We start from the raw sequence: 6,789 nt of genomic DNA on the forward strand, positions 1-6,789 counted from the left end.
TTAATTTTCCGGATTGGTATTAGGAGTTTGCACTTCGACATCACCGACACCAGTTTGCAAGGTTCGCTCAGGTAAAAAGCCATTGCGGACAATGGGTTGTTTGTCGTCAACCATCGTATTCTGATATTGAGTAAGTAGCTGATGAAGTTCAGCTTCAACAACTTGTGCAATTAAGTCTCTTGCACCTTGGCGTATCAACTCGGTGAGTGGGTCTTGTAGTATATTCAGTGAAACAACAGTATTATCAGTCATGCGGTTTACCTTTCTGTTAATTGTTCTGACGAGAACTACATCAACAGATTACACCGCACCTTCTTTTTTCTTCCATACACCAGAAACCAGCATAGCTCGATTCTTTGCAACAACCCCCTCGATGCAATGAATGTTCAACTCTGGTTAGTTTCTTTTGTAGTTCGCTTTATCGAGAGCATATTTTTTCATGCGCAAATATAGCTTCTTACGTTGGATCTTAAGATAGTTAGATACTTCATTGATTTGCCCTGAAAACAGATACAGGGCATCTTCTATTAGCTGCCTTTCATACTTTTCCACTAACTCATCAAGTGCACCATCCATTTGTTCTACCGGGTATACTCGCTCAATCGTTGAAAGCTTAACAATTCCTATCGCATACAGCTCTGCAACACTCTTTAATTCTCTGACATTTCCGGGCCAACAATGATCAAGGAGTGTATTTAAATAAGAGCTATCGACTTTGGGCACATCTTTACTCAGCAACAAGCAGCTATTTTTCAAAAAATTCTTAAAGAGAACCTCAATATCTTCCTTTCTTTTTTTCAGTGGTGGAATTGAAAATCTGGCATTATTTAACAAGTAATACAGCTCAGGCATCAACGTATGTTCCTGTAAAGTTAACTCAGGCTGCTGACTAAAAATAGTGATGAACTTTACAGTATGCTTCCCCGCTCTTTCTTGTTCAAGAAGATAACGGCTCATATAAAACTGAACCTCCTCGGCCATTTTACTTGGATCATTAAGGATCACGGTGCCATTCTCTGCCGCTTTAATAACAGATTCTAATTCCAAAACTGTGGTCAAACTCTCTCCTGCTTTAAATATTAAAGGGGCATGATGTCTTGGGCTTAGTTCATGTAATAAAGTCGCTGAAGTATAACGGCCCACACCATTTTCACCTACAATCAAGACATCTTTATCTGCTGTTGCCAGTAACTTAATGCGTTCTCGTATTTCTACAATTTCAACACTTTTACCTAGCAATTTTTGGGGTAAATCTCGCTCAATTAAATGCCATTGTTCGACCACTTTTGAGCGTTCACTGATGACTTTCTTAAGTAAAATTAACAACTTTTTGGGCTTTAGTGGCTTCTCAAGATAATCACACGCCCCCTTTTGTATTGCCTCTACTGCCATTTCAATATCACCATGACCTGTTATAGTAATGATTGGTAAATGAGGGCTGATGGCCTTAACTTTATCAATAAGAACCATACCACTCATAGTCGGCATATAGATATCAGTTAGTATGACGCCAGACCAATTAGAGTGAATTTGTTGCAGCGCTTTATGCGGGTCTAAAAATGCTTTCGTTTTATACCCTGAAAGCTGTAATAGATGTTGGATCGAGTCTAAAACATGTTGATCATCGTCGATAAGTACAACTTGAACATCATCACTTAAAATCATTGTATCGGAAACTCCAAAACTATCATTGCACCACCCTCTAGTGTTGATGCGAGTTGAATTGAACCATTTAAACGGCCCATTATCGAATGGCAGATATTCAAACCAATACCTAAGCCCACTTCCTTTGTTGTCGTAAACGGGGTAAAAATTTGATTAATAATGGTGTGATCAAAACCCGGGCCATTATCACTGCAAGTTAACATTAATGAGTCTTGAGCACACTTTAATTGGTTTATGGTGACTACACCTTGACCTCCAGCAACAGGCGCTAAAGCATCACAACTATTAATGAGTAAGTTAATAATAACCTGTTCAATTTGGATAAGCTCACCAATACAGCGGCAATCCTCACCAAGCTGATTACTCAATATAATTGAGTGCTGCCTCGCTCTAGAATCTGCAATACCCATTGCATTATTAACGGCTTGATAAAGATTGATCTCAACGGCAGGGTTAGTGAATGACGTCTTTTTCGAAAAGCCCCGCAAATTAGTAATGATTTGTTCCATGCGAGTACTTATCTCATCCATTTTATCCATGGTATTATAGATATCTGGGTAGTCATCCCGGTTGTACGTAACCTGCACGGTATAGATGTAGGTGGAAAGCGCAGAAAGAGGTTGGTTCAATTCATGTGCGAGGGTTGTCATTGCTTGTCCAACAACAGCCATTTTAGCCGCTTGAATCAATTCCTCTTGCGTGGAAACAAGGCTTTTTTCAGCACGCTTTCTCTCTTCAATCTGGCAATGCAGTTCAATATTTTTTTGTGTTAATGATTGGGTTTTTTCTTCTACTTTTTGTTCAAGCCAACGGGCAATGTTCTCGTGCTCTGTGATGTCTGTTAGCGTAATGATTATCTTGGGGGCCGTGTTTTGATAATAAACACGTAAGTCCAACCTAAAGTATTGAACTTGCTCACCTTCACCAGTTATGGCTAAGGTTATTGTATATGCTCCGTTAACTAATAAGGTGCTTTCTGGCGAAAAAAGCGCCCTCAACTGGTAGTGATAACTAGAGTCAAACAACCCCCAAATGTAATCCTTCTCAAAAGGTTTATGACATCGTTTAAATAAGTTATGAGCACTGAAGTTCATTGACTCGATCACCCCTTCTGTGTTGCAGGTCACCAGGCTTGCTTGGGTGTTATTAATAAGATTCAGCGCATTAGTGTTTTCGATTTCTTGAAGCTGTAAACAAAATTGACTTAGCGTTCGACCGAGTAAACCAATCTCATCGCTACCTGTTACTGGGATCAATTGTTCAGTCTCACCTGCCGCCACGGAGTTTAAATTCATGCTCAAGTCATATAGGCGCTGTACAATTCGCTTACGGAAAAAATAAAAATAAATGAATACGCTAACCAAAATTGCTGACACTAAAACTATGATAAGAAATACATTACCTGCTTCAATGATATTTCTAGTACTTAGCTTAATCCCTGCCAGTTCAACACTGGTTTTGTTAACCAAATTCTTTATCTCCTTTTGCTGAACCTCTAAGTAAGATTGGATGATTTGCCTTTGTTGATTCGATTGTTCAATGAGTACCTTTAGCGCTTTGAGGTTATTGTGCAATGTACCATTTGGCTTAATGAGTTCGAAGAACTCCAACAATAACTGTCTGTAAGTAATACTTGCTGCGTTGTTTTCCAGTTTTTCACTCAACGTTTTAATCTCATCAGTTTTATAACTAATAAAATGAAATGCACTTTCTAAGTTACGCTGTTTATATTGTCTAATAAGTTCGTTCACTAAAGAGACAAGCTCATTTTCCTTAAGGGTCATCATTTGTAACGTAGTAAAGTCGTCATATAAAATTGATTTCTTTTCTGGACTTAGGCATACTCTCTCACTGGCAATTTGCCACTCTATTTCTTGTCTTAGCGGATTCACTTCCTCAACAATGTCTTGATGAAGCCACAGTATACGTTCTGATAGTTTATCGAGTTCTTGCTTTACGTGAATTTTATCAGACAACAATGGTACAAACTCTTGAATTCCAACGCCAAGTTGTTGATACTCATTCCTTAGTTTTTTTATAACCTGTGAATACATTAATTTATAAGTAAAACGGTTAATGTCCTCTAAAATCTTTTTCAAATTCACATCAAGCTGGTTTAGTCTAATGATATTTATGGTCTCATGAATTTCATTTAAATACGCTTGTAACTGTGTATTAACTCGCTCTAATTGATAACTTATTTTTAACGATGGCATATTATTATTGAGCATAGTATTTACCTTGTTATCAAGCATATTCCAGGTAGTAAAAGCCACTACGCTAATCAAAAAGATCATAAGCAGAATACAAGTAAATGCACCAACAAGTCGGGAACTGATAGTATTAGGAAACTTAAGCAATATGATTACTCTTGATTGATTTCATTAATGACCTGTTTTGCTCTAACTAAATTATCATTCAGCGCTTGCTGCCAACGACGCACTTCTTCAGCAACCGCAGGATCAAGGCTTCGGTCAGTACCAACATGTGTAAACAATGCTAAATAATCTTTTGACTGCGCTTGATTAGCGGATACAGGTACTCTTGTAACATAGTACTTGATTTGCTCAAGTTTTCTCTGATTTTCATCGGACAGTTCTTGTTTTTCAAGTTGATATATAGACTGCCACATTATGTTCAGCTGATGTAATTGCTCGGTAATCGCTTGATCAAACAGTAACGAGATAAGCCCATCACGGTCATAGACCAACGCCTTGTTGAGTACAACACGCGTTTTCTTGGCTAATTCTGGTTGCGCTAAAGAAAACTTGGTTATCGATGTAGTTTTAAGTAGATTTTGTCCTTGCTCTGATAGCAAAAAATCTATAATTTTTTGACTATCTTTTTTTGCTTTGCTGTCTTTTGTAATCGCAATATAAGTTGGCATTAATATCGAATTAGGTATGTAATTAAAATCGATATAGTTAAAGCTCCTTCTACTATTAATTGCATAGTTATCGATAATTGGGCCTACACCAATAAGCCCCTGGGAAACCGCTTCACTCACACTAAAACTTCGAGATGATATAAATGCAATATTGCCTCCAATCTTCATGAGAAGCTGCCAGCCTTTATCCCATCCATAGTTTTGCAATATATTTTCTACTATTAGGCTTGTTGTGCCAGAACGCGTAGGCGTACTCATGGTCAGGTGGCCAAAATACCTAGCGTCAGACAGTTCTTTCCAAGTATGAGGAATAGGTAAATGATAACTTTTTAAGTACTCCTTGTTATACATAAGGCCAAAGCCCGAATAGGCAAAAGCTGTAACCTTGCCTGACATTTCCAAAATATGTGGCTTTAGCCAGTCTGGATTTTGATTCTCATTCTCAATTAATTGAAGCTTATCTTTTTCTTCTAGCTCATTAAACAGCACTGAAGATGATGATATAATGATATCAACGTTGCTTGATTTTTCGCGCTCCAATAATCGAATAGCCGAACGATTACGACGAAATATAAAATCAACATTTATTTTAGGGTTAATACCCTGGAACTTACTAATTATCTGTGAAATAGAGTCTTCAGAAAATGTAGTTAGAATCACAATCGGCTTTTCTTCTGCAACTGAGGCCATTGTGGATGTTGATATTAAAAACAGGAAAAGAAAAAATCTACTCATACTAACTTTACTTCATATCGATACTGCAATAACTATCAGCAATGTTAATGATTATAGTCGGCTTTGTTGCGCAATTCGAGTGAACTAAATCAAAACCTTACGATCGGATCAGTGAAATCCACTCATTAACATCGTTTCATGCCTAAACCCTACTTCAAAACCAAAAACTGGCGTCAGTACAACAATTCATTGATTAACAGAGGCTCAGTCACGTTTTGGATCGACGAGGAAGCGATAAGTGATCTGCTCCAGTTAGACTGGACACCGCATTAAGCGACATATTGTTTTTCAAAGTTAACTGGACTTAGATACCCAAGAGCACTGTGCCTTCTTGTTCGATTATAATCAACTTTGATATATTCAAAAAGTGCTTGGCGCATCTCTTCTCGCGTCATTATCGGCTCGTATTGGACGGCTTCTACTTTCATTGAATGGAAAAAGCTTTCAACACAGGCGTTATCCCAGCAATTTCCCTTCCTACTCATACTTTGTTTTAAATTATGGGCTGAGATTAAGTATCTGTAGTCTTTTGAACAATATTGACTACCTCTATCACTATGGATAATCACCCCTTCGGGCATGCCTCTACGGAACAATGCCATTGATAGCGCATCACAGACCAGAGTCGCGGTCATTCTGGTGCTCATTGACCAACCAACGACTTGCCGTGAGTACAAGTCGATAACAACCGCTAAATACATCCAACCTTCGCTTGTCGCTAGATAGGTAATATCTCCAGCCCATTTTTGGTTCGGTGCTGTTGCATTAAAATCTTGCTCAAGCAAGTTCGGGGCAACAGGAAGCCTATGCTTGCTGTCTGTCGTACATTTGAACTTACGGGCGGCCTTCGCGACTAAGCTCTGGCGCTTCATGCTCGCGGCAATGGTTTTTACATCGTGCTTATTACCATTTGCCTCTAGTTCTTTTTGAATACGCCTTGCACCGTCGCGTTCCTTTTTATCATCAAAGACTTCTCGAACTTTGATATCAAGCTGCTTTCGGTGCTCGTTGCGTTGAGTGACTTTATGGCGATTATCAATCCAATAATAAAACCCACTTCGAGAAACCTCAAACACCTTAGCCATACGGACAATCCTATATAGCATCAGGTGTTCGAGCATAAATTCATAGCAATCTACTTTAGATTTTTCGCGAAGTAGGTGGCGGCCTTTTTTACGATATCTAGCTCTTCAGCTTGCTCAGCCAATAACCGTTTGAGTTTGGCATTTTCAGTGGCGAGCTCCCTTTCTCTATCGCTGATTTTCGCATCTTTTTTGACGGCTTTACGCCACCCATAAATTTGAGATTCATACAACGATAGCTGTCGTGCGGCAGCAGCGACACCGACTTTCTCTGCTAACTTAAGTGCTTCGGCTTTAAATTCAGGAGCATGTTTGATTCGTGTTTTCTTAGTTGTCATTGTTCACCTCGTTAGTGATTGTACTCACTTAACTCAGTGTCCAAAACTTATGGTGCGGATCAGCCACAAGGTGGCATAATTT

General features: G+C 38.8%; 4 protein-coding genes and 2 pseudogenes. 1 reads left to right on the forward strand and 5 read right to left on the reverse strand.

Going from position 1 to position 6,789, the window contains the following annotated elements; genetic code table 11:
- Positions 1–21: 21 nt before the first annotated feature.
- From AB4503_RS22430 to AB4503_RS22445, 4 genes and pseudogenes are all read right to left on the reverse strand, one after another.
- Positions 22–252: pseudogene (locus AB4503_RS22430) on the reverse strand (IS256 family transposase); the annotation flags it as partial.
- Between the two features lie 144 nt (positions 253–396).
- On the reverse strand, positions 397–1,665 hold the full coding sequence (locus tag AB4503_RS22435) for a sigma-54-dependent transcriptional regulator (protein ID WP_372048965.1): 1,269 nt from the start codon (positions 1,663–1,665) through the stop codon (positions 397–399).
- A complete protein-coding gene (locus AB4503_RS22440) occupies positions 1,662–3,896 on the reverse strand; it encodes an ATP-binding protein (RefSeq protein WP_372048966.1) in 2,235 nt (744 codons plus the stop codon). Before AB4503_RS22440 ends, AB4503_RS22435 begins: the two co-directional genes overlap by 4 nt.
- Before the next feature lie 134 nt (positions 3,897–4,030).
- Positions 4,031–5,287, reverse strand: a complete 1,257-nt coding sequence (locus tag AB4503_RS22445) for an ABC transporter substrate-binding protein (RefSeq protein ID WP_372048967.1) — start codon at positions 5,285–5,287, stop codon at positions 4,031–4,033.
- 138 nt (positions 5,288–5,425) lie between these two features.
- On the opposite strand from AB4503_RS22445, the pseudogene AB4503_RS22450 reads away from it, so the two are divergent.
- Positions 5,426–5,527: pseudogene (locus AB4503_RS22450) on the forward strand (IS5/IS1182 family transposase); the annotation flags it as partial.
- A 29-nt stretch (positions 5,528–5,556) separates the two neighbouring features.
- Here the strand turns inward: AB4503_RS22450 and AB4503_RS22455 are convergent.
- Positions 5,557–6,707, reverse strand: a protein-coding gene (locus AB4503_RS22455) for an IS3 family transposase (protein WP_372115739.1) whose coding sequence is annotated in 2 segments (ribosomal slippage) — positions 5,557–6,464 and positions 6,464–6,707 — 1,152 coding nt in all. Because the reading frame shifts where the segments join, the coding sequence is not laid out codon by codon here.
- Positions 6,708–6,789 lie beyond the last annotated feature (82 nt).

The organism is Vibrio sp. 10N.222.55.B11 (genome assembly GCF_041473705.1).
GTDB lineage: Bacteria > Pseudomonadota > Gammaproteobacteria > Enterobacterales > Vibrionaceae > Vibrio > Vibrio crassostreae_C.